We start from the raw sequence: 24,389 nt of genomic DNA on the forward strand, positions 1-24,389 counted from the left end.
CGCGGATCAGCCCCAGGAGCGCCATGGCTAGATGGTTCTGCAACCTAGTTAGGAATGTCAACTAGTTCTGCAGCCTTGCGCCCGTCACGGAGTTCGGCCGCGCCGCGGCCACCGCCACCTCACTTCGATTTCGCCTGCAGCAGAACGGGATTCGCGTGCCAAAGGCTTGCCATCGAACGCGTGTTCGAGTAAGATCGGTTCATGGAAGCCACCTCCGCGTCTGCCGCCCACGAGGGCCGGTATGCCGTGCTGCTCGCCGAGGTGGCGGGGCTGAGCACGCAGGAGCTGCTCGAGGTCATCGAGGACGCGCAGCGGGAGAAGGACGCGGCGTCGGCGCGGCAGGCGGTGGCGTTGGCGCACCTGTCGGCGCGTGAGCCGCACCTGCTCGAGGACGGCACCACGGTCGAGGTCCACCACGGGGTCGGTCACCAGCGGATGGACGCTCCCGAGCTCGCGGCACCACGGATGGGGGTCTCGGTGCACGTCGCCACCCGGCGGGTGAGCCAGGCGATCGACCAGCTGACCCGCACCCCCGCAGTGGTGGATGCGATGGCGTGCGGGGACCTCGACGAGCAGCGGGCCGCGGCCGTGACCGAGGAGACCGAGTTCCTGACAGCAGAGTCGGCTGCCGCGGTCATCGGGCTGGTCGCTCCCCGCTGGAGTGAGCTGACCGTCGGACCGCTGCGCCGGCTCCTGGCGCGGGCTGCGGCGATCGTGGACCCCGACGCCGTGGCTGCGCACGCCGAGGACGAACGTTCCCGCCGAGGGCTGACCCGGCGGGTGGGCAGCCACGGCACCGACGCGTGGCGTGGGGAGTTCCTCGTCGAGCAGTCGCGGGCCGCGTGGGCCGCGGTCACCGAGCTCGCCCGACGCAAGGTCCGTGAGGGGTCCGCTCCCACTCTCGAGATCGCCCGTGCCGATGCGCTCATGGAGCTCGTCCTGGACCACAGCGACGTGTCCGTCGTCGTCCACACCACCCGCGCCGCCACCGACGAGGCCGCCCCGGCGACCAGCGCCACGTCGGGCAACAGCACCGACGCCAACGCGGGCAGCGCATTTGGCAGCGACGAAGACCCTGGTCCGGCGGCCCCCTCCTGTGCCGACGGACTGATGGAGGTCGGCGGCCTCGGCGCGCCCGGCACGACGTTCGTGCGTCGCGCCTGGGTCGACGACGCCCTCGCCGCCGCAGACAGTGCACTCGACCAGGACAGCGGGCTCGTGTGCGACCCCGACACCGGCGCGCTGCTGTCCGGCGACGTACCCGCCTCCCTCGCCTCCGGCCGCACCCGACGCAGCAATCGGGCCGGTGAAGACGCCAGCGAGGCCTACCGGATCCCCGCCGCGATGGCCCGGCTCGTGCGGCTGCGCGACGGATCCTGCCGCTTCCCCGGCTGCTCCACCCCCGCCCGCCTCTGCGACCTCGACCACGTCCGACCCTGGCCGCTCGGACCCACCAGCGCGGCCAACCTCATCGCCCTGTGCCGACACCACCACCGCATCAAGCAACGAACCGGCTGGACCCTGCGCCTGCACCCCGACCGCACCGTCACCTGGCGCGACCCCACCGGGCACGAGAGCACCACGTGGCCCGTGGACCACCTCCACCTCGCCACCGCCACACGCTCCAGCACGCCCGCACCCACTCCCGGACCGCACGTGCCGCCGCCCTCCACGTTCGAGGACGAGCTCGCCGCCCTCCTCGAGCACGAAGCCATCCCCCTGGAACCCCGAGCCCACCCGAAGGTCTGGGACGCCCGAGGACGCCTCATCTGCGGACCCCCACCGCGCATCGACACCGCCCCCGGACACCTGACCCACCCCACCACCGGACGCCACCACACCCTCGTCCTCGACCTGGCGCACCGACGCCACCGCCCGTACCGGTCGACAGCCGACCCTGAGGCGATCCCCTTCTGAGCACCGAACGCGGCCCAGAGGGCCCCGGATCGGGAGTCGGACGGCATACGGTGTCGTGCATGGCCTCGAGCAAGGGGAAGTTCGGCGAACCGGTGATCCTCGACGTCGCCGGCCACGAGATCAGGCTGTCGAGCCCGGAGCTCGTCTACTTCTCGGAGCGCGGTGAGACCAAGCTCGACCTCGCGAACTACTACATCTCCGTGGGCGACGGGATCGTCAACGCCCTGCGCGAGCGACCGACCATGCTGCACCGGTTCCCCGACGGCGTCGACGGCGCCAAGGTCCACCAGAAGCGGGTCCCCCGCGGTGCACCCCCGTGGCTCGAGACCGTCCGGCTGCACTTCCCGCGCTACGGGCTCCACGCCGACGAGCTCTGCCCGACCGACCTCGCGCACGTCGTGTGGGCCGTTCAGATGAGCACCGTCGAGTTCCACCCGTGGAACAGCCGCCGTGCCGACACCGAGAAGCCCGACGAGTGGCGGATCGACCTCGACCCGATGCCGGACGCGCCGTTCGACCGCGTTCGTCGCGTCGCCCACGTCGCGCACGAGGTCCTCGACGAGCTCGGCGCCACCGGCTGGCCCAAGACGAGCGGCGGCAACGGACTCCACGTCTACGTGCGGATCACCCCCGACCACGGGTTCAAGGAGGTGCGCCGCGCCGCACTCGCCTTCGCCCGCGAGGTGGAGCGCCGCTCACCCGAGGACGTCACGACGACGTGGTGGCGCAAGGACCGCCACCCCGCGGCTGTCTTCGTCGACTACAACCAGAACGCGCGAGACCACACGATCGCCAGCGCGTACTCGGTGCGCGGCAACCCGATCGGCACCGTCTCGACCCCGATCCGGTGGGACGAGGTCGACGACGTCGAGCCGCAGGACTTCACGATCGCCACCGTCCCGGCGCGCTTCGCCGAGCTCGGCGACCTGCATGCCGACATCGACAAGGCCGTCTTCGACATCACGCCGCTGCTCGAGTGGGCTGAGCGCGACGAGCGCGAGGGCGCGGACACGCCACCAGAGCCCGAGGACGACGACACGAAGCCATGACCCAGGACGATGACGTCGTCCGCGTCGGACCCGACCCGCACCCGCTCACACACGACCCCTTCCTCTCCCCCGTCCCTCCCGGCACCGGCTGGCCGACCGACCCCGCCGACGCGAGCACCCCCGTCGCCCACACCGCGGACGACGTCGCCGCCCTCGCCGCCGACGCCCACACCCTCGCGGACCTCGACGCCCGCGTCTCCGTGTGCCGCGCCTGTCCGCGACTCGTCGAGTGGCGCGAAACCGTTGCAAGACAGGACCGTCGGGCCTCGTTCGCCGACGAGCCCTACTGGGGCCGCCCGGGTCCGTCGTTCGGCGACCCCGACGCCGACACTCTCATCGTCGGCCTCGCTCCCGCCGCCAACGGCACCAACCGCACCGGCCGCATGTTCACCGGCGACGCCTCCGGCGACTTCCTCTACGCCGCGCTCCACCGCACCGGCTACGCCAGCCAGCCCACCTCGGTCGGTGCCGGCGACGGTCTCGAGCTGGACGGCATACGGATCGCCGCGGCCGTGCGCTGCGCGCCACCCGCGAACGTCCCCACCCCGGCCGAACGCGCCACCTGCGCCACCTGGCTCGGCCGCGACCTCGAGCTGCTCGGCGACCGGCTGCGCGTCATCATGACGCTCGGCGAGATCGGCTGGCGCGGCGTCCTGGCCGCCACCACGACCCTCGGCTGGGTCGTACCCCGCCCGCGCCCCCGGTTCGGCCACGCCGCCGAGGCCACCCTGCACACCCCGACGGGCCACCCGGTGCGGCTCGTCGGCTGCTACCACGTGAGCCCGCACAACACCTACACCAAGCGGCTCACCCCGGCGATGCTCGACGACGTCCTCACGAGCCTGCGGCACTGACGGGCACTCCTCACCGCACCTGCGGGGCTAGACTCCTCCCCATGCCGCAGATGCGCCTCTCCGAAGCCGCAATGTTCCTCGGCGTCAGTGACGACACCGTCCGACGCTGGGTCGACAGCGGCGCCCTCGACGCCTCGGTCGACGACGCCGGGCGCAAGGTCGTCGACGGACACGCCGTCGCCCTCCTCGCCCGCGAGCAGGCGCGCGCTGTCGCGGACCCGTCCACCGTCGGCCGCTCGGCCCGCAACCGGTTCGTCGGGCTCGTCACCGAGATCACGATGGACACCGTCATGGCGCAGGTCGAGCTCCAGTGCGGGCCCTTCCGCGTCGTGTCGCTCATGTCGTCCGAAGCCGTCCGAGAGCTGGGGCTCGAGCCGGGTTCGGTCGCCGTGGCCGTCGTGAAGTCCACCTCGGTGATCGTGGAGACGCCATGACGTCGTATGCCGTCCGCTCCAGGACGTCGTATGCCGTCCGCTCCAGGACCGCTGTCGTCGCGGCCGCCGTGGTCGCCGCGACGGCGGCCCTCGTCCTCGCCGGCTGCGGGACGTCGAGCGGGACGCCCGAGCCCCTGGGGACGGAGGGCGGCTCGCAGCCGACCGAGGCACGCACGCTCACCGTCTTCGCCGCCGCCTCGCTCCAGAAGCCGTTCGAGCAGATCGGCCGGGCGTTCGAGGGGTCGCACCCGGGCGTGACGGTGAAGTTCAGCTTCGGCGGCTCGTCCGGGCTCGTCGCGCAGCTCTCCGAGGGCGCACCGGCCGACGTCCTCGCCACGGCCAACGAGCAGACCATGGCCAAGGCCGTCGCCGACGACCTCGTCAAGGGAACACCCACGCCGTTCGCGTCGAACACCCTCCAGATCGTCGTCCCCGCCGACAACCCGGCGAGGATCTCCTCGCTCGCCGACCTCACCAGGTCCGGCACCAAGGTCGTGCTCTGCGCGCCCGCCGTGCCGTGCGGGTCCGCGAGCGCCGCCGTCGAGAAGGCCGCCGGGGTCGACCTCACACCGGTGAGCGAGGAGCAGTCGGTCACGGACGTCCTCGGCAAGGTGCGCTCGGGCGAGGCCGACGCCGGGCTCGTCTACGTCACCGACGTCGCGGGTGCCGGCGACGAGGTCACCGGCATCGACTTCCCCGAGGCTGCATCCGCCGTCAACACCTACCCGATCGCCACCCTGCGCGACGCCGCCGACGCCTCGCTCGCCGACGAGTTCGTCGAGGCCGTCACCGGCACCCAGGGTCTCGAGACCCTTGCCGACGCGGGCTTCACCGCGCCGTGAGACGCGCGCCGTGACCACCACGCTGGTCCCGCGGTGGCTGCTCGTCCCGGCCGCCCTCGGAACCCTCTTCGTCGGGCTGCCCATCGTCGCGATGGCGCTGAGCGTCGACTGGTCCAGCTTCGGGTCGCTCGTGACGACCGAGGCCTCCACCGACGCCCTCCTCCTCAGCCTGCGCACCGCCGCCGTCAGCACGCTCCTGTGCCTCATCCTCGGCATCCCGCTCGCCGTCGTCCTCGCCCGGGCGACCGGCACGGCCGCCACCCTTCTGCGCTCGCTCGTCCTCGTCCCCCTCGTCATCCCACCGGTCGTCGGAGGCATCGCGCTGCTCCAAGCCTTCGGGCGCCGGGGCCTGCTCGGCTCCACCCTCGACGTCCTCGGGCTCCAGGTCGCCTTCTCGACCACGGCCGTCGTCATCGCCCAGACCTTCGTCGCGATGCCCTTCCTCGTCCTCAGCCTCGAGGGCGCGCTGCGCACCGCGGGCACGCGCTACGAGGACGTGTCCGCCACCCTCGGCGCCGGACCGACGACGACCTTCCGCCGGGTGACGATCCCGCTGGCGCTCCCGGGCCTCATCTCCGGCTCGATCCTCGCCTTCGCCCGCTGCCTCGGTGAGTTCGGCGCGACGATCACCTTCGCCGGCAGCCTGCAGGGCACGACCCGGACGCTGCCGCTCGAGATCTACCTCCAGCGCGAGGGCGACCCGAGGGCCGCGGTCGCCCTGAGCCTCGTGCTCGTCGCCGTCGCGGTCCTCGTCATCGGGCTCACCCGCGCGCGTCGCGACTCCCTCGCCGGGGGCGCCCCGTGACGGGCGAACCCCACGCACTCCACGTGGACCTCACCGTCGACGACCGCGACGTCGCCCTCGACCTCACGGTCGGGCAGGGCGAGACCGTCGCCCTGCTCGGCCCCAACGGCGCCGGCAAGTCCACCGTCCTCGGGGCCGTCGCGGGCCTGCTGCGACCCGACCGCGGCAGCATCAGGCTCGGCGACCGCGCCCTCTTCGACGCCGCCACCCGCACCTGGGTCCCGCCGCACGAGCGCCGGATCGCGCTCCTCGCCCAGGACGCGCGCCTCTTCCCCCACCTCAGCGCCCTCGACAACGTCGCCTTCGGGCCCCGGTCACAGGGCACCCCACGACGCGACGCCACCACCGTGGCCACGCGCTGGCTCGAGGAGGTGGGCATGACGGCATACGCGCGTCGTCGCCCGCGCGAGCTCTCGGGAGGCCAGGCGCAGAAGGTCGCGATCGCCCGCGCCCTCGCCACCGAACCCGCCGTCCTCCTCGTCGACGAGCCGCTGTCCGCCCTCGACGTCGAGTCCGCACCCGACGTGCGCGACCTCCTGCGCCGGGTGACCCACGACCGGACCACCCTCGTCGTGACCCACGACGTCCTCGACGCTGCGCTCCTCGCCGACCGGGTCGCCGTCCTGCACGCCGGCCGCGTTGTCGAGGAGGGTGAGACGAGCCGGGTCCTCAGCCGGCCGACGAGCGACTTCGGCGCGCGGTTCGCCGGGCTCAACCTCGTGCGGGGCGTCGCGAGCGACGGCGACCTCCGTATGCCGGACGGTCGCCTCCTCCACGGCATCGCCGAGACCGCGCTCGACGACGGCGCCCCCGCGGCCGCCGTCGTCGCCCCCTCCGCGGTGAGCGTCCACCTCGACACCCCGCACGGCAGCCCCCGCAACAGCCTGAACGCGACGGTCACCGACCTCGAGCCGCACGGCCAGCTCGTCCGGGTCCGCACCGACCTCCTCAGCGCCGACATCACCCCGCCCGCCGTCGCCGACCTCGGTCTGGCCCGCGGGTCGCGCGTCGTGCTCTCCGTGAAGGCCACCGAGGTCCACCTGCACCCGGCCTGAGGCACGTCGCTAGCCTGAGGTGATGACGTCCGGTTCCTCCCTGCCCGAGTCCGCCCCCGCCCTCGTCGTGACCCGCAACGGCGGTGGCGACGTGCTCGAGGTGCGCGACCAGCCGCTCGCCCAGCCCGGCCCCGACCAGGTGCTCGTGCGGGTCGCGGCCGCCGGGGTCAACTTCATCGACACCTACCAGCGCGAGGGCGTCTACCCGATCCCGACGCCGTTCGTGTCCGGGAGCGAGGGGGCCGGCGAGGTCGTGCAGGTCGGCGACGGCGTGAGCAACTTCGTCGTCGGTGACCGGGTCGCGTGGGGCCAGGGCCTCGGCTCGTCGCAGGCCTACGCCCCCGTCGACACCAAGAACCTCGTCCACGTCCCCCCGGGCGTCGACCTCGAGACCGCTGCCGCCGCGATGCTCCAGGGCCTCACCGCGCACTACCTCTCGACGAGCACGTATGCCGTCCAGCAGGGCACCGTGGCCCTCGTCCACGCCGCAGCGGGCGGCGTCGGCCAGCTGCTCACCCAGATGGTCAAGAAGCGCGGCGGCCGGGTCATCGCCACGGCCGGCTCCGCCGAGAAGCTCGAGACCGCACGCGCTCGAGGCGCCGACGAGCTCATCGACTACAGCCAGGTCGACGACATCGCCGCCGCCGTGCGCGAGCTCACCGACGGCGTCGGGGTCGACGTCGTCTACGACGGCGTCGGCAAGGACACCTTCGAGGCGTCGCTCAACTCACTCAAGCCGCGCGGCCTCATGGTGCTCTACGGCGGCGCGAGCGGGCAGGTCCCGCCCTTCGACCTCCAGCGGCTCAACAAGCTCGGCTCGCTCTTCGTCACCCGTCCGAGCCTGGGCGCCTACATCGCGACCCCTGACGAGCTGCGGGCCCGCACGACCGAGCTGTTCGACTGGATCGAGTCCGGCGACGTCCAGGTGACGATCGGGGGGCGCTACCCGCTCGAGGACGCGCGGACGGCATACGCCGATCTCGAGGGACGACGCACGCAGGGCAAGCTCATCCTCGTCCCCTGACGTCGACACTTTTGGACCACTTGGTCGAAAAGTGTCAGAGCTGGGTCAGGTCCACAGGACCGCTACGAGGGTGTTGAGCACGGCGAGCCCGCCCGCGGCGTGCACGAGGTTGGGGTTGCCCTCGCCGCGACGCTCGCGACCGGCGGCGATCTCGGCGCACGCGGCGACCCCGAGCGCGACGAGCAGCTTGACGGCGACCTTGGTGTGGTTGACCGGGTCGTCACCGGCCTCGTTGAGCCCGACGAGCAGCAGCCCGGTGAGGATCTGCGCGCGAGCGCCCCAGACCAGCGCCGGCGTCGGGACGCCACGGGCGACGAAGACGGCGCTGCCGACGATCGCAGCGAGGCCGAGCAGGTGCAGGACGACGAAGACGTGGGTGAGCAGCTCCATGCGGCGAGGCTATCCGGGCGCCCCGGTCAGACGAGACGCCGCCCCATCGCCCACGCCGTGAGCTCGTGCCGTGACGACAGCTGGAGCTTGCGCAGCACCGACGACACGTGGGTCTCGACCGTCTTGACCGAGATGAAGAGCTCCTTGGCGACCTCCTTGTACTGGTAGCCACGCGCGATGAGCCGCATCACCTCGCGCTCTCGCGCGGACAGCCGGTCGAGCTCCTCGTCGACCTCGGCGATCTCACCCGCGGCCGCACCGAACGCGTCGAGGACGAACCCGGCCAGACGCGGCGAGAACACCGCGTCGCCGTCGGCCACCCGACGCACCGCCGTGCCGAGGTCGCGCGCCGTGATCGTCTTGGTGACGTAGCCGCGAGCGCCGGCGCGGATGACCGCGATGACGTCCTCGGCGGCGTCCGAGACGGACAGGGCGAGGAAGCGCACCGGCGCACCCGCCTCGGTCTCGACGCCGTAGCAGCCGTTGATGACGTCGGCGCCGCCCTTGCCCGTGCCACCGGGGAGGTGCACGTCGAGCAGGACGACGTCGGGACGCGTCTCGCGGATGACCTTGACGGCGGCCTCGACGTCCGGCGCCTCACCGACGATCTCGATCGCGGCGCCCGCCTCCTCGGCCAGCTCGCTGCGGACCCCCGTGCGGAACATCCGGTGGTCGTCGACGAGGACGATCCGGACGGGACCCCTCACCTGCTTCGGCTGCGTGGACATCAGTCGTCTCCTTCGAGGGGTGGCAGCGTGAGCTCCACCTCGGTTCCGTCCTCACGGCGGCGGACCCGTGCGGTCCCACCGTGTCGTTCCATCCTTCCGAGGATCGAGGCGCGCACCCCGAGGCGGTCCTCGGGGATGTCGTCCAGCTCGAATCCTTCGCCCCTGTCGCGCACGTAGGCCTCGACGCCGGTCGGGCCGATCTCGACGTATGCCGTCACCGGCGGCCTCCCGTGCCGCGTCGCGTTGAGCATGGCCTCGCGCAGGGCCCGGGCCAGGGCGGTGCCGTGCTCCTCGAGCGGCCGGTCGCCGGTGACGACGAGGTCGATGACGATCCCGCTGTGGTCCTCGACGTCGTGGGCGGCGGCCGTGACCGCGGAGGCGAGGGTCTCGTCGGAGCCGGCCGGGCCGGCATACAGCCACGAGCGGAGCTCGCGCTCCTGGGCACGCGCGAGCTGCGTCACCGACGCGGGGTCGTGCGAACGGCGCTGGATGAGCGCGAGGGTCTGGAGCACCGAGTCGTGGAGGTGCGCGGCGATGTCGGCGCGCTCGTTGGCCCGGGCGGCGACCTCCTGCTCCTCTCGGTAGTCGCGCCACAGCCGGACGACCCACGGCGCGGCGATGAGGGCGGCCCCCATGAGGACGGCGAGCGTGGCGAGCAGCGCGTCACCCATCTCGGCGAGCGACCCGCCGCGGATCGTCAGGACGAGGATGCCGATGACCGCGACGACCGTGCCGAGGCCCAGCCGCAGCCAGAGCATCCCGCGGTCCTGCTGCTGGGTGCCGAGCCACTTGGTGCGCTCGGCGTCGTCGAGGTGCGACCAGGCCACCGTGACACCGACGGCGATGAGGAGCAGCGGCAGGAGCACGCCCGCCCGTACGTCGACGCCGGCGAGCTGGAGCCCGACGACGGCACCGACGAGGACGAGCAGCCCACCCGCCGCGACGAACATCCCCCAGCGCGACTCACCCAGCCCGGTCACCGCACGCAGGGCACCGGGGTCGCGGCGCTCGCCGCCCGTGTCGCTCGACGGCGTCACCGCCCAGAGGAACAGGTAGATCGGGATGCCGGGGCCGAGGATGGCGAGCACGACGAAGAGCAGGTGGACCCGGCGGAGGCTGACGTCGAGGTGCTCGGCGATCCCCGCGCACACCCCGCCCACCCAGCGGCCCGCGACGGGTCGCGTCAGCGGCGGACGCCCCGGGGCGGGGAGGTCCGCGGGCGACGCGACGCGCTCGTACGGTGTGGGCACACCCCCATCCTGACGCACGATCGCGATGTGGGTGACGGTCGCAAGGGTGTCGTGGGGGTCCCCTCAGGGAGTCGTCAGGGTCGACCCTCATGGCAGGACGCCCCGCGGTCGGCCACTGTTGGTGACATGACGCAGACACCTCACCAGGCGCAGACCGGCGCCGAGTCCCAGGGCCGCCCACAGGGCAGCAAGTTCTGGGACGACATCTCCTCCACCGGACTCCGCCGCGACCGCTCCCGCCAGTGGTTCGCGGGCGTCTGCTCCGGCATCGCCCGCCGCGTGGACGTCGACCCGGTGCTCATCCGCGCCGCGTTCATCGCGCTCACCCTCTTCGGCGGGTTCGGGATCGTCGCCTACCTCGTCGCCTGGCTGCTCATGCCCGACGAGGGCGGCCGGATCATGGCGCGTGACGCGCTGGACCGCAACAACGGCGGCGACGCCAGCGGCGCGATCGTCCTCACCGTCATCGCCGTCCTCGTCATCGCCGCGATGGTCTTCGGCGACAACGGCTTCCTCATCGGCTGGGGCATCATCCCGCTCGCGGTCGTCGGCTGGCTCTTCTGGCGCCACGAGCAGGGCAAGAGCTCGTCAGCGGCCTGGCAGTCCGCAGGCGCTCCGGGTGCACCCGCGCAGGGACACCCGACGGCTCCGTACGCCGGGAGCCCGTACGCCTCAAACCCGTATGCCGCGACCGCACCCGCCGCTGCCTCCGCACCTCCGATGGGAAACATGTCCATGACCTCACCGACCACCGCCCCGCCTGCGCCACCGGCACCGACCACGTGGGCAGACGCCCCGGCGTCTCACGGGTGGCAGCCGCCGCCGGCACCTCCCGTGCCGCCGCGGGCCCACCTCCCTCTCGCCCCTCCTCCCCCGCCGCGTCCGCGGCGCCGGACCGCAGGCATCGCCGGGTTCGCCCTCGTCCTCGGCCTCGCGGTCGTGGGCTACGGCGCCGGGCTCATGCTCGACGGCCCGGTCGGCTTCCCCGGCTCACGTGAGCTGTTCGGCGGCGTCCTCGCCCTCGGCGCGGCCTCGCTGGCCACGATGATCATCGGCCTCACCGGACGTCGCAGCCTCCTCTCGGCGGCCCTCGTGACGATCCTCGGCCTCGGTGTCGGCGCCGCCGGCATCGTCGAGGGCAACTGGGAGGGCGACCGCGGGGTCCGCACCTGGACGCCGTCGGCCACGACGACGACCCAGCACTTCGACCACAGCGTGGGCCGGGCGACGATCGACCTGCGGCCGCTGTTCGCCTCGCTGGCCGTGCCCGCCACGCCCGCCCCGAGCGGTGGACCTGCGCTCACGCCGCCCGGCCAGCCGGTCGCCCCGCAGGACCTCGACATCGAGCAGGGCGCCGGAGAGATGACGATCATCGTCCCCGCCGGCGCCAGCGCCCAGATCCGAGCCAAGGCCGAGTTCGGCGAGGTCCGCGTCGTCGGCAACCTGCCCGAGGGCATCTCGGACCGGGACGACGGCAGCAACGACGGGCCGAGCGAGACGCTCAGCCTCGACCTCGGGACCGGCGCTCCCGCCGTCATCGTCCGTGCCGACATCACCGTCGGCCAGATCACCATCCAGGAGGGCTGAGCGATGAGCCAGCAGCACGACGACACCACCCGCATCGAGACCCTCCTCGACGAGTCGGACAGGGCCCCGCAGCCCGAGTCGGCACCACAGCCGGACGAGGCACCGGAGCAGGCTGCCCCAGCCACGCCCTTCACGACGGCCTCCACGATGCCCTACCAGGGCACGACCGTCGTCCCCGAGTACAAGTCCGGCCCGGCCCCGATGACCTCCGTCGTCGGCCTCCTCGGCCTCCTCACGGTCATCGCGGTCCTCCTCGCGCAGGCCACCGATCTCGACATCCCCTGGGGTGTCGTCGGACCCGTCGCCGTCGTCGGCAGCGGAGTCCTGCTCGTCGTCCTCGGACTGGCGGGTTTGCGTGGTCAGCGGTACAGGGGCCGATGACTCACGCGGCGCCGCCGGCGACGGCGAGTGCGTCCGGGACCGAGCTCGCGAGCGGCAGGCTTGCGAGCTCGGTCTCGTCGACCCACCTCGCGGCCGACGTGGAGCCGCCCACGTCGAGGACGACGGGGTCGCTCGGCTCGGCGCACACCGCGGTGTGGAACAGCCGGACGGCGTGGAAGTCCTCGACCCTCCCACTCGGCGCCCGACCCACCCAGTGACGCGTCATCACGGTGAGCAGCCGCACGTCGGCCACCCGCTGACCGGTCTCCTCGTGGACCTCGCGGACGACGGCGTCGAGGGGCTCCTCCCCCGGGTCGAGCCCACCGCCGGGCAGGTTCCACATCCCGGCGGCGTTGGTGCGGTCGGACAGCTCGGTCATGAGCACACCGCGCGAGCTGCGCACGACGGCATACGCCGCAATGCGTTGGTACGGAACGGCATCGGCGACATCACCGTCGGACAGGCCCTCGTCCCGGGTGACGTGTCCCCCGCGTCCGGGAGGGGTCGGCACCGCGAGGGCGAGCACGGCATACCGGATCTCGAGGTCCTCGGGCGAGCTCCGCACGGCGGACAGCGGTGAGCCCGACCAGCCGCGGGCGGCGAGCTCGGCCGCGGGGTCGTGACCGTGCCCGAGCTCGAACCGCTCGACCTCGCGGCCCTCGCTCAGCGCGACGACCGCGATCATGCGGCGCCGCCGTGGAGACGCTGCGCGCGGGCGTACTCGCCGAGGGTCGCGTCGACGACGCGCTCCCACGACTGCTCCGGCGCGGTGGTGAGGTTGTGCGTGCGGATGCGCGCGAGCTCCTCGGGGCGCGACGCGAGCGCGGCCAGTCCCGTGGCGAGCCCCTCGTCGGAGGACCGGAGTATGCCGTCGCGCCCGTCCCGCACGAAGTCGTCGACGCCTGTGCCGGCGCGGGCCAGGACCGCGAGACCGGCGGTGCGGGCCTCGAGCGCGGCGATGCCGAAGGCCTCGAGCCGTGCGGTCGTGAGATAGACGTCGCTGCGCCAGTGCAGGTCGCGCAGGGCGTCGCGGGTCAGGCGGCCGGGGGTGTGCACCCAGTCGAGGTCGTGGCGGTCGAGCTGTGCCCGAACGAGCCGGCGCTGGGGACCCTCACCGACGAGGTGCGCCTCGAGACGCACGCCCGGCGCGAGCGTGTCGAGCCGCGCGCGGGCGTCTCGCAGCACCTCGACCATCGCGCCGGGTCGCTTGCGCCTCACGAAGCGCATCGCGCTGACGACCCGCACCACGCCGTCGTCCGGACGGCCGGCACCGAGCGCTGCCGGCGGCTGCCAGTGCTCGACGTCGATGCCGTTGCCCAGCACCTCCACCGGTGCGCCGCCGGCGATCCGACCCACCTTCTCGGCGGCCATCGCCGACACGGCGGACAGCGCCACCCCGGCCTCGTGCCAGCGGCGGGCATGGCCGAGCAGCCGGAAGACCGGCCCGCTGCGGTCGATGACGCAGTGCCAGGTCGCCGCAGTCGGGACGTGGGCCTCCAGCGCCACGCCGACCATGTCGGTCGCGAACGGGCTGACGACCCCCATGTGGGCGTGCGCCACGTCGAACCCGCCCCGGGTGAGGAGGTCGCGCACCTCGTCCTTGACGAAGGGGTTGACCGGCGGCGACCCGGGGACCGGCAGCGGCAGGCGGTGGACGGTGACGCCGTCGGAGGAGGTCCGCGTGTGCCTGCGGGTCCCGCCCGCGGTGGCCGTGACGACCTCGACCTCGTGCCCGGCGGCCGCCAGCCGGTGGGCGAGGTCGTGCACCTGGACCTCGATCCCGCCGAGGCGCGGCAGGTAGCAGTCGGACAAAAGGGCGATCCTCACGAGCGACCAGCCTGCCATGCGTCAGGATGGACGCGATGACTCGCACGCTCGTGGCCTTCCACGCCCATCCCGACGACGAGGCCCTCCTCACCTCCGGCACCATGGCCAAGGCTGCAGCGCAGGGCCACCGCGTCATCCTCGTGGTCGCCACCGACGGGGCCCTGGGGCTCGCGTCCGACGACTTCCGCGCCGACGGCGACCTCTCCGCCGTCCGGCTCGCCGAGGCCCAGCGGTCGGCCGACGTCCTCGGGGTCGCGCGCGTGGAGTGGCTGGGCTACGCCGACTCGGGCCACGACGGCCCGCTCCCGCAGGACCCTCCCGGCCAGGTGCGGTTCTGCCGTGCCCCCGTCGAGGAGGCCGCCGCGCGGCTGGCCGAGGTGCTCACCGACGAGGGGGCCGACGTCCTCCTCACCTACGACGCCCACGGTGGATACGGCCACCGCGACCACGTCCGCGTGCACGAGGTGGGGGCTCGCGCCGCCGAGATCGCCGGGACGCCGCGCGTCCTCGAGGCCACCGTCCCGCGCGACACCATCGCCCGGGCCGTGCGGCTCGCCGCGAGGGTCTACCCGTTCCCGGAGGAGTTCGACCCGACGAGCTTCGAGCGGGCCTTCACCGCCCGCGCCGACATCACCCACCGGGTCAGCGTCCGCGGGCACATCGCCGCGAAGCGCGCCTCCATGCGCGCCCACGCCTCGCAGGCCTCCAACGACGGGTCACAGAGCGGCGACCGCACCCTCGCCGCGTTCCTGCGGATCCCGCGACCGGTCTACGACCTCGTCTTCGGTCGCGAGTGGTTCCGCGACCCGAGCCTGCCGCGCGGGGGCGCGGACGGCATACGCACCGACATCTTCGAGGGGTTGGCATGAGCAGGCGCAGCAAGCAGGTCCTCCGGGCCGTGGTGGGGCTGGCCCTGGCCGTCGCCCTGCTCGGCTGGGGGTTCCCCCGGTTCGCCAAGACGACGTGGTCCGACGTCTTCGGGCACCTCCAGGCCGTCTCGTGGTGGGAGGCGAGCACCTTCCTCGGGCTCGTCCTCGTGGGGCTCGGCTGCTACACGTTCACGTTCACCGGGTCGCTGCCCGGGCTGAGCCAGTGGCGCGCGTTCATCGTCAACATCTGCGGGTCGTCGGTGAGCAACCTGCTCCCCGGTGGCGGCGCCGTCGGGCTCGCCGCGACCTACACGATCCTGCGGTCGTGGGGCTTCTCGAACCGCGACGTGTCGACCTCGGCCATCGTCACCGGGGTCTGGAACACGCTGGCGCGCATCGCCCTGCCGATCATCGCCATCCTCATGCTCTGGTTCGGCAACGACGGGCTCCCCCCGTCGCTCACGAGTGCCGCCATCGCGGCGACGCTCTCGGGTCTCGCGATCTTCGTGGTGTTCGTCGCGATCCTCTCGAGCGAGAAGGCCGCCCAGACGATCGGCCGCGGCTTCGACCGGGTGCTCGGGCCGCTGTTCCGGCGTCGCCGGCGGACCATGAGCATCGACGCGCTCGTCCACGACATGCGCGGGCGGATCAACGAGGTCGTGCGCACCGGATGGGTCCAGATGACCTTCGGCATGATCGGCTTCTTCGGGTTCTACTACCTGCTCTTCGTGCTCATCATGCACTCGCTCGACGTCGTTCTCCCGCTGGGGATCCTCTTCGCCGCGTTCGCGATCGGCCGCCTGCTCACCGCCGTCGGCATCACCCCGGGCGGCGTCGGCGTGACCGAGACCGCGACGGTCGTCGCACTGGTCGGGTGGGGCGCTCCGCCCGCCGCGGCCGCCACCGGTGTCATCCTCTTCTCGATCTTCACGCACCTCATGGAGGTGCCCCTCGGCGCCATCGGCTGGCTCGCGTGGTCGCTCAGCCCCCGCGTCAAGGGCGCCTCCGGAGACGACGACGCCGTCGCCACCGCCAGCACCCGCTGACAGTTGTGCGGTGTGGGGCTCAGTCCTGGAGGAAGACGAGCGCCATCGGGGTCTGCTCGCTGCCCTGACCCAGCGGGTTGTCGGCGAACATCTCCTCGAACCGCGACGTGTCGCCGGGGACGTCGCTGCCGAGGACGTTGCGACCGATGTCGTTGGCATCCATGACGATCGTGCCGGCGAACGTCTCCCGGTATGCCGCGGGCACCCGGTCGCGGATCGCGGCCGAGAGACGTGCGGCCACCCGGTCGGGGTCCTTGGGCGCGAGCTTGGCGGAGACGTTGGACGGGTACGCGCTGTACTCGGTCGGGCCGTCGATGGCCGCGATGTCGTTGCCGACGAGCTCGTAGAAGAGCCCCTTGCGACCCAGGACCTTGCCCACGGCACCGCCGGCAGCGGCATACAGGACGCGGGGAAGCCCGGCCTCCTCGATGGCGAGCTGCATCGTGAAGGGCGACCCGAGACCGATGCCGGCAGGGGTGCGCGTGACGTACTTGGACAGCACCCGCGCCGGCTTGCCGACCTTGATGTCCCAGATGAAGTAGGACCGGCCCTGGGTGATGGCGATGATCTTCTCGGAGATGAAGAGGTACCACCGACCCTGGGTGGCAGCGCCGTGCTCCGGGCCACCGGCGGGCAGGGCCTCGAAGAACTCGTCGATGCGCGGCAGCACCTTGGCGTCGAGGTCGTCGTCGGCGGCGAAGAGCTCGGTGCGCAGCGGGTAGCGACGGACCGTCTCGCCCCGCGCCGTCGTGATGTCGAGGGACTTGCCCGCATTGGGCTCGACGTCGGCCTTGGGCGCGGCCTGGGCCACGGCCTTGTCGACCTGCGGCGCCTCGTCGAAGTACTCCTGGAGCCACAGCTCGAGGTTGATGAGGCGCCAGAACATCATCGTGTCGGCGTTGTTGCTGCCCTTGATCCAGCCCTCGAAGGCGTGCAGCACCTCGGTCTGGTCGAAGTAGGGTCGGTTCGCGAACTCCTCGCTGAGGAAGATCGAGTAGAAGTGGTTCTTGAGCCGCATGAACCACTCGGACTGCGGCGTCGTGAACCCGATCTTGTTGCGGCGACGGTTGATCGACTCCGGCAGCAGGCCACGGGTGGCGTCACGCAGGATGCGCTTGTTCCAGCCGTCCTTGATGATCGCCTCGTCGGTGAGGCTGAAGATGAACTTCACGACCTCCTTGTCGAGGAACGGCACGCGCCCCTCGAGGCTGAACCGCATCGTGTTCTTGTCCTCGTAGCGCAGCAGGCTCGGGAGGCTGTTGTGGAACAGGTCCTCGATGAGGCGCTTCTTGAGGTTGGACTGCTCGACGGGGAAGCGCTCGTCGGTGAAGCGCGAGGTGAAGTCGCGGTTGAGCAGCGAGGTCACCGGCACGTCCTTGCGGCCCTTGAGCTTGGCCTTGACCCGGAAGCGGCCGAGCCGGAAGAGGACGTCGAGCGACTTGCTCAGCTCGGCGGCGGCGGCCTTGGCACCCTGCGCGCGCAGCTGACGGAGGTAGACCGCGTAGTAGGGGATGTAGCCGGCCATCATCTCGTCGGCGCCCTGGCCGTCGAGGAGGACGGTGACGTGCTTGGTCGCCTCACGCATCACCTGGAACTGCGCGTACGGCCCACTCGAGATGAGCGGCTCCTCCTGCGTGCGGACGAAGTCGCGCAGGTCGGCCTTGAAGTCCTCGGGCTTGGGCAGGATCTTGTGGCCGTCGACGTGCCCCTCGCAGATGTCGAGGACCTCGTCGACGTACTTCTCCTCGTCGTTGATCGAGTTCGGGAAGACGGCGCTGAAGGTGTTCTGCTGCACGCCGACCGACTCGGTCCGCTCGTCGCCCTCGTTGATGAGCTGGTTGATGACGACGGCCACGGCAGAGCTGTCGAGCCCGCCCGAGAGCGAGGTCCCGACCGGCACCTCGGACTGCAGCCGCAGGCGCACGGCCTCGATGAAGCGCTCCTTGTACTCGGCGGCGGCCGCCTCGTCGTAGGGGCGCTGCTCCTGGGCCAGCTCGGCGAGCTCCTCGCGCAGGCGTGTGAACATCGACCGCCGTATGCCGTCCGCATCCGCCTCGAGCATCTCTCCCGGCTGGAGCCGCTCGATGCCGTCGAAGAACGTCTCGGTGCCGTCCTCGTGGGCGCGGAACCTCAGGTAGCGGTAGATCGAGCGCTCGTTGGGCTTCTTCTCGTAGAGGCCACTGGCGAGGATCGGGCGGATCTCGCTCGCGAAGAGCAGCACCTCGCCCTGCGACGCCCCACCCCCAGCGTCTGCGGATTCGGTGGTTCCAGCGACCCCATCCGCAGACGCAAGAGGAGCAGCGGGAGCCGGCACACGGCATACGTAGACGGGCTTGATCCCGAAGTGGTCGCGCGCGAGGGTGAGCCGCTGCTCGTCGCGGTCCCAGATGGCGAGCCCGAACATGCCGTTGAAGCGGTCGAACGCCTCGCTGCCCCACTGCGCGAACGACTGGAGGACGACCTCGGTGTCGCTGTCGGTCTCGAACGTGCGGCCGAGGCCCTCGAGCTCGGCCCGCAGGTCGAGGTAGTTGTAGACCTCGCCGTTGTAGGCGATCGAGTAGCGGCCGTCCGCCGTGGCCATCGGCTGCTGGCCGTGAGCGACGTCGATGATGGACAGGCGCCGGTGCGCGAGGCCGCAGGGGCCGTCGACGAAGATGCCCTCGCCGTCGGGTCCACGGTGCTGCTGGACGTCGTTCATCGTGCTCAGGAGCGCCTCGTCGGCGCTCAGGCCGTGGTAACCGGCAATGCCACACATGCGTTGGGGACCTCAGTTCTGCTCAGGGGTTCCGGTCAAGCCTGCCACGAGTCGGGCCGGGCGCCTCACTCCCACTCGATGGTGCCCGGCGGCTTGCTCGTGACGTCGAGCACGACCCGGTTGACCTCGCGCACCTCGTTGGTGATGCGGGTCGAGATCTTCGCGAGCACCTCGTAGGGCACCCGCGTCCAGTCGGCCGTCATGGCGTCCTCGGACGAGACGGGCCGGAGCACGACGGGGTGGCCGTAGGTGCGGCCGTCGCCCTGCACGCCCACGGAGCGGACGTCGGCGAGGAGCACGACGGGGCACTGCCAGATCTCGCGGTCGAGGCCGGCGGCGGAGAGCTCGTGACGGGCGATCTGGTCGGCGGCGCGCAGGATCTCGAGGCGCTCGGCGGTGACCTCCCCGACGATGCGGATGCCCAGGCCCGGGCCCGGGAAGGGCTGGCGCCAGACGATGCCCTCGGGCACGCCGAGCTCGAGGCCGACCTGGCGCACCTCGTCCTTGAAGAGGAGGCGCAGCGGCTCGATGAGCGTGAACTGGAGGTCGTCGGGGAGCCCGCCGACGTTGTGGTGCGACTTGATGTTGGCGGTGCCGGTGCCCCCGCCGGACTCGACGACGTCCGGGTAGAGGGTGCCCTGGACGAGGAACTCGACGGGGTGGCCGTCACGCTCGGCCGAGCCGACGACGTCGCGCGCCGCCTGCTCGAAGACGCGGATGAACTCGCGGCCGATGATCTTGCGCTTCTCCTCGGGGTCCGAGACACCCGCGAGGGCACCGAGGAACTGCTCCCGGGCGTCGACGACGACGAGGTCGACGCCGGTCGCGGCGACGAACTCCTTCTCGACCTGCTCGGCCTCGCCGGAGCGCAGGAGGCCGTGATCGACGAAGACGCAGGTGAGCTGGTCGCCCACGGCGCGCTGCACGAGCGCGGCGGCGACGGAGGAGTCGACCCCGCCGGAGAGGGCGCAGAGCACGCGCTTGTCGCCGACGGTCTCCTTGACCTGCTCGACGAGCGCCTCGACGACGTTGTGCGCCGTCCAGTCGCCCGACAGGCCGGCGCCGCGCAGGAGGAAGTTCTCGAGGACCCGTTGGCCGAAGGTCGAGTGCATGACCTCCGGGTGCCACTGCACGCCGTAGAGGCGACGCTCGTCGTCCTCGAACGCCGCGACGGGGGCGCCGGAGGTGGCCGCGGTGACCCGCATGCCCTCCGGGGCGGCCGTGGCTGCGTCACCGTGGCTCATCCACACCGACTGGTCGGAGGGCTGGCCGTTGAACAGCGTCGAGTCGGTGTCGGAGATCTGGGCCGGCGTCGAGCCGTACTCCCCCAGCCCAGTGTGCTCGACCGTGCCACCGAGGGCCTGGACCATCGCCTGGAAGCCGTAGCACATGCCGAACACCGGCACCCCCGCGTCGAGCAGCGCGGGGTCGAGGCTGGGCGCACCCTCGGCATAGACCGAGCTCGGCCCGCCGGACAGGATGATCGCGGCCGGCTCCTTGGCGAGCATCTCGCTCGCCGGCATCGTCGACGGGACGACCTCGCTGAAGACGTGGGCCTCACGCACGCGCCGTGCGATGAGCTGGGCGTACTGGGCGCCGAAGTCGACGACGAGCACCGGACGGTCGGACAGGTGGGGGGTCTCGCTCACACGCACAGGCTACCGGCGGCCCCCCGAGGACGACTTATTGCCCATTCGGGCCGCCGGGCGGGTGCTGACCGCACCGCGCACGGCGCCCGAATGGGCAATGAGTCGTGGACGGGATCAGCGCCAGAGGGTGTTGACCTCGGAGGCCTCGACCGAGTCCGGGTACGGGTTGGTGCACGACGGGCCGGGGCCACCACCGGACATGAGCTTGCTGCACGGCTGCGTGTAGCGGTCCGGGAGGCCGAGCGCGTGCCCGGTCTCGTGCGTGACGATCCGCAGCGGCGCGTACGTGTTGGCCTGCGAGTAGTCCATGAAGACGTAGCCGTCGCCGTTGCCGCTGCCGTAGTAGTACGAGCCGCGCGAGTCGTTGCCCTCGTAGTACTTGAGGGCGCCGGCCGCGCCGTCGCGCTCGACGAGCTGGACGTTGCTCACCCGGGAGTTCCAGATGGCCGCGTTCTGGTCGATGAGCGCGTCGAAGCTCGGTGCCTGCGAGTCGTCGTAGTAGACGACGTAGGCCGCGGCCCGGCTCTGCTTCGCGCCGGAGGCGTCCTCGCGGGCGACCTCCTTCTTGGCCTCGGCGAGCTGCTTCCCGAGGGCCGCCTGGATCTTGGGGTCGAGCGAGCCCTTCGTGTATGCCGCGACGCCGCGGCTGTCGCCGTGGTCGGGTGCGGCGACGGCCCCGGTGGGGGCGCTGGTCAGCGCAGCGGCACCTGCGGCGGTGACGAGTGCAGCGGCGAGGGATCGGCGGAGGCGTGCCATGAACGGTTCCTCATTCCTTGACTGGTCCGTGCCCGTCGTGGTCGGGGCACCCTTCCTGTCTAGGCGTCGGTCCGCCAACAGCCCCTCAGCGCGGGGTCAAGAGTCGGTCAGCCGGGTCTGCGGTCGGTCAAGTTGGTCAACGCGACCCCAAACGGCCCTCGACCTCGCGGGCGACCTGGCGCTCGACCCAGAACGACAGGAACGGCACGCAGCCGGCGAGCATGACGCCGACCATCCTGGGCAGCGACCACCCCACCTTGAAGCCGAGGTTGGCCGTGGCGACGAGGTAGACCATGTAGATGAAGCCGTGCGGCTGGGGCCACCAGTGCAGCGGGTTCTGGGCGCCCTTCATCGACGTGCCGTACTCGAGGACCATCTCGACGACGAGCACGAGCAGCCCGATGCCGACGACGAACGCCATGACCTTGAAGAAGGTCAGCGCCTTGCGTGCGGCGGTCTCGTCCCGGATGACGCCCGAGGTGCGCTGGTCCACATCGCTCATGTCACTCACGTCTCCCATTGTCACCGCTCGCGTCGACCTGGTCGGCAGCGGCCCGCCCAGCCGCCTCCTGCCGCCCCTCGTCCCGCACGATCCGCCACCACATGTAGAGCGCGAACGCCGCGAAGGCCCACCACTGCAGTGCGTATGCCGCGTTGCGCCACTTGAACCCCGTCTCCCCCGACGGGGTGGGGACCCGCTGCATCGACCCGAGCGACGCGGGTGCGGCGGCGGGCTCCTCCTCCTGCTGGAAGACGAAGGCGTTGTAGAGGTCGCCGGGCCAGCGTCCGACGAGGACCGAGGTGTCGACCGAGGCGAGCTGACCCTGCGGAGGTGCGTCACCGGCATACGGGGACTCGGGTGGAGCCAGCCCACCCGTGACGGTGACGGTTCCGGTCGGGACCGGCGGCAGGTCCGAGGGCGAGGTGACGAAGCCGCGCAGCACCGGCAGGGTCGCCCCGCTGGACGCGACCCGCAGCGGCGCCACGACCCAGAAGCCGGTGCGTCCGTCGAGGCGGCGGTTCGCGACGACGACCTGGTCGGTCCCGAACTCGCCCGTCGCTGTCACCGGGCGCGTGCCGAGCTCCCCGGGGAAGTCGGAGTGGGGTCGCAGGACGGTCTGGACCGGCACCGGTTGCTGCGACCGCGCCCTGTCCAGCGACTCACGCAGGGCCTCGTCCTCGGCGACCCCGAGCTGCCACCGCCCGAGCTGGACGAAGGCGATGACGACGAGCACGGCGACCGCGAGCAGCGCGAGGTTGCGGGGCTTGAGCGCGGTCCGGAGCACGCAGCCGAGCCTAAACCGGTGACCTGAGGGGAAACTCGGTGGCTCGACGTCGGTGCCGACTCCTACCTTTGGGGACGAGATGCCGACGAAACCCTGGCCCTATGCCCTCGAGGCCGATGCCACTCCCCCGACCGACGCCGACCGCCTCCTGCTCTGGCTGGTGCGGCGGCAGTGGCGCACCGTCGTCGGCGGTGCCGCGTTCGGCATCCCGTGGATGTTGTCGATCGCCCTCGTGCCCGCCGCCATCGGCAAGGCCATCGACGACGGGCTCGTCGCGCGCGACGGTCGGGCGCTGTTGCTCTGGTCCGGCGTCATCATGGGCATGGGTCTCGTCAGCGCCGCCACGACCAACCTGCGGCACTGGTTCGCGGTGCGCAACTGGCTCTTCGCGGCGTTCCGATCGGCGATCGTCACCGAGCGCGCGGTCCGTCGCGCCGGCCCGGCCCTGACCCGCGACAAGCCGGCCGGCGAGGTGCTCACCGCCTTCGCCAACGACTTCTGGAAGGTCGGCCAGGTCTTCGACGTGTCGGCGCGGTTCACCGGGGCGATCGCGAGCTTCGTCGTCGTCTCGGTCATCCTGCTCAAGGGCTCGGTGCTGCTCGGGCTCGTCATGCTCGTCGGCGGACCGCTGCTGCTCGCCTCGCTCGCGTTCGTCATGCGCCCGCTCCAGAAGCGCCAGGAGGCGCAGCGGACCGAGTCCGGCGCCCTCACCGCGCTCGGGGCCGACACCGTGTCGGGCCTTCGCGTGCTCCGTGGCGTCGGTGGTGAGGAGACCTTCCTGAGCCGGTATGCCGGTCAGTCCGGTCGCGTCCGTGCCGCCGGTGTGCGGCTGTCGGGGGTCCAGGCGCTGCTCGACGCCTCGCAGGTGCTGCTGCCCGGGGTGTTCGTCGTCGTCGTCACCGGGCTCGGCGCCCACCTCGCGGTCGCCGGTGACATCACGCCGGGGCAGCTCGTCGCGTTCTACGGCTACACGGCGTTCCTCACGATGCCGCTGCGCACGGCGACCGAGTTCGTCAACAAGCTCATCACCTCACGGGTCATGGCGCGCCGCCTCGTCGCGATCCTCGTCGCCGAGCCCGACCACCCGACGGGCCAAGGGGCCGACTTATTGCCCCATTGGGACGCTTCCGACCCAGGTTCGCCTCCCGCGGACCGGTCCCAATGGGGCAATAAGTCGGACGTTCCGGCAAGAAGCGAGCTCGTGGACCCGGCGTCGGGCGTGCGCGTGCTGCCCGGCGAGCTCACCGCGATCGTGTCGGCGAACCCCGAGGACTCCGCGGCCATCGCCGCCCGCCTGGGTCGCACCGTCGCGGGGCGCCACGGCGTCACCCTGGGCGGTGTCGCGATCGACGACCTGCCGATCGAGCTCGTGCGCCGCACCATCGTCGTGTCGCAGTCGGACCCGCACCTGTTCAGCGGGCCCGTCCGCCGCGAGCTCGGCGCCGAGACGACCGACCCCCAGGGGTCCCCCGACGACGACGCGCTGCTGGCCGCCCTCCACACCGCCGACGCGATGGATGCGATCGAGTCGATCGACGGCGGCCTCGACGGTGAGCTCGAGGAGCGCGGCCGCTCGCTCTCGGGCGGGCAGCGCCAACGGCTCGCCCTCGCCCGCGCGCTCCTGCGCGACCCCGAGGTCCTCGTCCTCGTCGAGCCCACGAGCGCGGTCGACGCGCACACCGAGGCCCGCATCGCCGAGCGGATCCCCAAGCACCGCAACGGATCCACGACCGTCATCGTCACGGCGAGCCCGCTCGTGCTCGACCGGGCCGACCGCGTCCTCCTCGTCGAGGACGGCACCGTGACCACCGAGGGGACGCACCGCGACCTCGTGCGCAACCACCCGGCATACCGACGCGTCGTGCTGCGCGGAGAGGAGGACTGA

Annotated in this window: 23 protein-coding genes; 13 read left to right on the forward strand and 10 right to left on the reverse strand. The window is 72.1% G+C overall.

The features are described from left to right. The first annotated feature begins 201 nt into the window (after positions 1-201). The 8 genes from KLO01_RS02525 to KLO01_RS02560 are packed head-to-tail and all read left to right on the forward strand — an operon-like array spanning position 202 to position 7,980. The gene (locus KLO01_RS02525; protein WP_147061976.1) at positions 202-1,917 is read left to right on the forward strand and encodes an HNH endonuclease signature motif containing protein; all 1,716 of its coding nucleotides are present in this window, start codon (positions 202-204) and stop codon (positions 1,915-1,917) included. A 59-nt stretch (positions 1,918-1,976) separates the two neighbouring features. Next, positions 1,977-2,966, forward strand: a complete 990-nt coding sequence (ligD, locus tag KLO01_RS02530) for a non-homologous end-joining DNA ligase (RefSeq protein ID WP_147061977.1) — start codon at positions 1,977-1,979, stop codon at positions 2,964-2,966. Next, a complete protein-coding gene (locus KLO01_RS02535; protein WP_147061978.1) occupies positions 2,963-3,820 on the forward strand; it encodes a uracil-DNA glycosylase in 858 nt (285 codons plus the stop codon). Before ligD ends, KLO01_RS02535 begins: the two co-directional genes overlap by 4 nt. Before the next feature lie 41 nt (positions 3,821-3,861). Further along, on the forward strand, positions 3,862-4,254 hold the full coding sequence (locus KLO01_RS02540; protein ID WP_147061979.1) for a TOBE domain-containing protein: 393 nt from the start codon (positions 3,862-3,864) through the stop codon (positions 4,252-4,254). Further along, entirely contained in the window at positions 4,251-5,096 is an 846-nt protein-coding gene (gene modA, locus KLO01_RS02545; RefSeq protein WP_147061980.1) for a molybdate ABC transporter substrate-binding protein, read from the forward strand. The genes KLO01_RS02540 and modA overlap by 4 nt, the downstream gene beginning before the upstream one ends. Before the next feature lie 10 nt (positions 5,097-5,106). Next, the gene (locus KLO01_RS02550; RefSeq protein WP_147061981.1) at positions 5,107-5,901 is read left to right on the forward strand and encodes an ABC transporter permease; all 795 of its coding nucleotides are present in this window, start codon (positions 5,107-5,109) and stop codon (positions 5,899-5,901) included. A 23-nt stretch (positions 5,902-5,924) separates the two neighbouring features. Continuing rightward, positions 5,925-6,956, forward strand: a complete 1,032-nt coding sequence (locus tag KLO01_RS02555; protein WP_246136019.1) for a sulfate/molybdate ABC transporter ATP-binding protein — start codon at positions 5,925-5,927, stop codon at positions 6,954-6,956. A gap of 22 nt (positions 6,957-6,978) precedes the next feature. After that, positions 6,979-7,980, forward strand: a complete 1,002-nt coding sequence (locus tag KLO01_RS02560; RefSeq protein WP_147061983.1) for a quinone oxidoreductase family protein — start codon at positions 6,979-6,981, stop codon at positions 7,978-7,980. Between the two features lie 45 nt (positions 7,981-8,025). Here the strand turns inward: KLO01_RS02560 and KLO01_RS02565 are convergent, their stop codons facing one another. From KLO01_RS02565 to KLO01_RS02575, 3 genes are read right to left on the reverse strand one after another with little or no spacing between them, the layout of a single operon-like run. Next, positions 8,026-8,370, reverse strand: coding sequence for a hypothetical protein (locus KLO01_RS02565; protein WP_147061984.1), 345 nt, complete (start codon positions 8,368-8,370; stop codon positions 8,026-8,028). Positions 8,371-8,396: 26 nt separating this feature from the next. Next, on the reverse strand, positions 8,397-9,098 hold the full coding sequence (locus KLO01_RS02570; protein ID WP_147061985.1) for a LuxR C-terminal-related transcriptional regulator: 702 nt from the start codon (positions 9,096-9,098) through the stop codon (positions 8,397-8,399). After that, positions 9,098-10,348: an ATP-binding protein gene (locus KLO01_RS02575; RefSeq protein WP_246136020.1), complete on the reverse strand. Its 1,251-nt coding sequence runs from the start codon at positions 10,346-10,348 to the stop codon at positions 9,098-9,100. Before KLO01_RS02575 ends, KLO01_RS02570 begins: the two co-directional genes overlap by 1 nt. A 126-nt stretch (positions 10,349-10,474) precedes the next feature. Between KLO01_RS02575 and KLO01_RS02580 the strand changes: the two genes are divergently transcribed. Both KLO01_RS02580 and KLO01_RS02585 read left to right on the forward strand, forming a co-directional pair. Further along, positions 10,475-11,935: a PspC domain-containing protein gene (locus KLO01_RS02580; RefSeq protein ID WP_147061986.1), complete on the forward strand. Its 1,461-nt coding sequence runs from the start codon at positions 10,475-10,477 to the stop codon at positions 11,933-11,935. 3 nt (positions 11,936-11,938) lie between these two features. Beyond that, positions 11,939-12,316, forward strand: coding sequence for a hypothetical protein (locus tag KLO01_RS02585; protein ID WP_147061987.1), 378 nt, complete (start codon positions 11,939-11,941; stop codon positions 12,314-12,316). 1 nt (position 12,317) lies between these two features. On the opposite strand, the gene KLO01_RS02590 is transcribed toward KLO01_RS02585, so the two are convergent. Beyond that, positions 12,318-13,001: an NUDIX hydrolase gene (locus KLO01_RS02590; RefSeq protein WP_147061988.1), complete on the reverse strand. Its 684-nt coding sequence runs from the start codon at positions 12,999-13,001 to the stop codon at positions 12,318-12,320. Further along, entirely contained in the window at positions 12,998-14,161 is a 1,164-nt protein-coding gene (locus tag KLO01_RS02595; RefSeq protein WP_147061989.1) for a glycosyltransferase family 4 protein, read from the reverse strand. Before KLO01_RS02595 ends, KLO01_RS02590 begins: the two co-directional genes overlap by 4 nt. 8 nt (positions 14,162-14,169) lie before the next feature. On the opposite strand from KLO01_RS02595, the gene KLO01_RS02600 reads away from it, so the two are divergent. Continuing rightward, positions 14,170-15,012 (forward strand): PIG-L deacetylase family protein, encoded by an 843-nt coding sequence (locus KLO01_RS02600; RefSeq protein ID WP_147061990.1) that lies wholly within the window; start codon positions 14,170-14,172, stop codon positions 15,010-15,012. Then, on the forward strand, positions 15,009-16,058 hold the full coding sequence (locus KLO01_RS02605) for a lysylphosphatidylglycerol synthase transmembrane domain-containing protein (protein WP_147061991.1): 1,050 nt from the start codon (positions 15,009-15,011) through the stop codon (positions 16,056-16,058). The genes KLO01_RS02600 and KLO01_RS02605 overlap by 4 nt, the downstream gene beginning before the upstream one ends. 19 nt (positions 16,059-16,077) lie before the next feature. Here the strand turns inward: KLO01_RS02605 and KLO01_RS02610 are convergent, their stop codons facing one another. The 5 genes from KLO01_RS02610 to KLO01_RS02630 all read right to left on the reverse strand — a co-directional run bounded on the left by KLO01_RS02610 (position 16,078) and on the right by KLO01_RS02630 (position 22,504). Next, entirely contained in the window at positions 16,078-18,813 is a 2,736-nt protein-coding gene (locus KLO01_RS02610) for an asparagine synthase-related protein (protein WP_147061992.1), read from the reverse strand. Between the two features lie 65 nt (positions 18,814-18,878). Beyond that, positions 18,879-20,468, reverse strand: a complete 1,590-nt coding sequence (guaA, locus tag KLO01_RS02615; RefSeq protein WP_222611913.1) for a glutamine-hydrolyzing GMP synthase — start codon at positions 20,466-20,468, stop codon at positions 18,879-18,881. A 108-nt stretch (positions 20,469-20,576) separates the two neighbouring features. Further along, positions 20,577-21,218: a snapalysin family zinc-dependent metalloprotease gene (locus KLO01_RS02620; RefSeq protein WP_147061994.1), complete on the reverse strand. Its 642-nt coding sequence runs from the start codon at positions 21,216-21,218 to the stop codon at positions 20,577-20,579. 136 nt (positions 21,219-21,354) lie between these two features. Next, positions 21,355-21,720, reverse strand: coding sequence for a DUF3817 domain-containing protein (locus tag KLO01_RS02625; RefSeq protein ID WP_147061995.1), 366 nt, complete (start codon positions 21,718-21,720; stop codon positions 21,355-21,357). 1 nt (position 21,721) lies between these two features. After that, positions 21,722-22,504 (reverse strand): SURF1 family protein, encoded by a 783-nt coding sequence (locus KLO01_RS02630; protein WP_147061996.1) that lies wholly within the window; start codon positions 22,502-22,504, stop codon positions 21,722-21,724. Between the two features lie 79 nt (positions 22,505-22,583). Here KLO01_RS02630 and KLO01_RS02635 point away from each other — a divergent pair, with 79 nt between their 5' ends. Next, positions 22,584-24,389 carry an ABC transporter transmembrane domain-containing protein gene (locus KLO01_RS02635; protein ID WP_147061997.1) on the forward strand — a complete coding sequence of 602 codons (1,806 nt, stop codon included), beginning with the start codon at positions 22,584-22,586 and terminating at the stop codon, positions 24,387-24,389.

It is taken from the genome of Knoellia locipacati (genome assembly GCF_007992835.1).
GTDB lineage: Bacteria > Actinomycetota > Actinomycetes > Actinomycetales > Dermatophilaceae > Knoellia > Knoellia locipacati.